The 1,497-nt window shown below is 61.6% G+C and carries 3 protein-coding genes; 2 read left to right on the top strand and 1 reads right to left on the bottom strand.

What is annotated here, in order from left to right:
- Positions 1-264 (top strand): LysR substrate-binding domain-containing protein (locus Q7T84_RS08105; protein ID WP_304807570.1); only part of this gene is annotated, 264 nt, incomplete at its 5' end.
- 446 nt (positions 265-710) lie between these two features.
- Positions 711-971 (top strand): hypothetical protein, encoded by a 261-nt coding sequence (locus Q7T84_RS08100; RefSeq protein ID WP_304807568.1) that lies wholly within the window; start codon positions 711-713, stop codon positions 969-971.
- A 35-nt stretch (positions 972-1,006) separates the two neighbouring features.
- On the opposite strand, the gene Q7T84_RS08095 is transcribed toward Q7T84_RS08100, so the two are convergent.
- On the bottom strand, positions 1,007-1,497 hold a 491-nt coding region (locus Q7T84_RS08095), incomplete at its 5' end, for a TonB-dependent receptor domain-containing protein (RefSeq protein ID WP_304807565.1).

Genomic DNA, 1,497 nt, shown 5'->3' with positions numbered 1-1,497 from the left:
CACATCGACGTCGCAGGCGCCCTGACGCTCGACGAGGCAAGCCTTGCAAGGGCCGCCGCTCTGGCTTCCGTCGGTCTCACCCTAGCGATGGAGTCCGACGTGCGTGACGACATTGAGGCGGGTCGGCTTGTGTGCGTGCTTGAGGACTGGACACCCCAACTATCGCCTCTCAGTCTGTATTACCCCAACCGGCGCAACCCGACCGCCGCTTTCAAGGCGTTCATCGACTTCGCGCGTCGGCACTCTGGAACCGCCGTTGCCTGAGGGCGTCGACGGGTCGGACGCCCAGCAGCGGACCTTCCAAAGGTCCGAGATGGGGCGGGTCCGGCCCAACGTGACGTACTCGCAAATAGACCCTCAAACGAGTTCGCTTCCTGCCCCGCGGCGGTTGTCCGCAAGTGGCGCTTTTCGGCCGCAGCGCGCGCCTGTTGTCTCGCCATGGCTATTGCAGGTCGCAGCGCTTTCGACCTGTTCCCAATTTGGCCAGTCTTAAGTTGCAGATGGGCCAGTCTTAAATTGCGCCGACAGTGTCGGGGCAACTTAACGCTGGCCGCGTAACTCGTTGAATTTGTGGGAAACGCCAAAGTCCGCAACTTAGGGATTCCAACTTAACGCCGGCCCTGGAAGGGGCGCCGACAACTTAAGGCTGACCCTGAGCGAGAAAAGCGTTGCTCAGGGGCCTGAGTGCCTACGTGACGTGAAGGTCACTTATGGCGTGGGGCATGCATTCTCAAACGTCAGACATTCCGCGCTTGGGGGAATTCGTCGAACTCTACGACGCGATCGTTCAACCGATCTCGGAGATCGAGGAGGGCTGCTACGTGGAGAAGATGGTGGCGCCAAGAAGGGTGAGCCTGGACAGAGAAGCGCGCGGCTCGCTGGACCGCCTGAGAACTGGCATTTCGGCCGTCGTTCTCATCAAAGGGAGGCTGCGGCCGGTGATGTGTTTCATCGGAGAACTCCAGAGTTGAGGTGCGGCGAGCCCTTGGGCCCGCCGCGTTCAAGATCAAAACGAGACTGTGACGCCGCCGAAGACTGAGCGTCCATCACCGGGCCAGTAGGCGGCCGACGCGGGGGTCGCCTTGATCTGGGCCTGGACGTTCGAGATGTAGGCCTCGTCGGTCAGGTTCCGGATGTCCACGAACAGCGAGACCTTGTCGTTGAGGTTCCAGCCGCCGTTGAGGTTTAGGATCGCGTAGGACGGGCTCTTGGTCGTATTCTCGAAGTCCACCCAAGCGTCGGAAACCGCCCATTCGACCGAGGGCGCCACGAACCAGCCAGTCGGGTGATCGTACCGAAGCTCGGCGCGGTAGAAGTGCTCTGGCACGATGGGCAGGCGATTGTCGCGATACTGGACGTCGCCGTCGAAGCGGAAGTCCGACCAGGTGTAGGTCTGGCGTAGCCGCAATTGTGAGGTGATCTTCCAGTCCAGCGCCGCTTCTAGCCCCTGGTGGATCGTCTTGTCGGCGTTGAAGGTTGTGGCCGGGATGTTGGGGC

This window comes from Phenylobacterium sp., assembly GCF_030654915.1.
In the GTDB taxonomy this organism is placed as follows: Bacteria; Pseudomonadota; Alphaproteobacteria; order Caulobacterales; family Caulobacteraceae; genus Phenylobacterium.
Note: the sequence above shows the minus strand (reverse complement) of the source record. Positions and strands in the feature narration are given on the sequence as shown.

What these genes read in the sequence shown, in the direction of transcription:
- Q7T84_RS08100 (WP_304807568.1), top strand. Translation starts at nt 711, where the DNA reads ATGGCGTGGGGCATGCATTCTCAAACGTCAGACATTCCGCGCTTGGGG.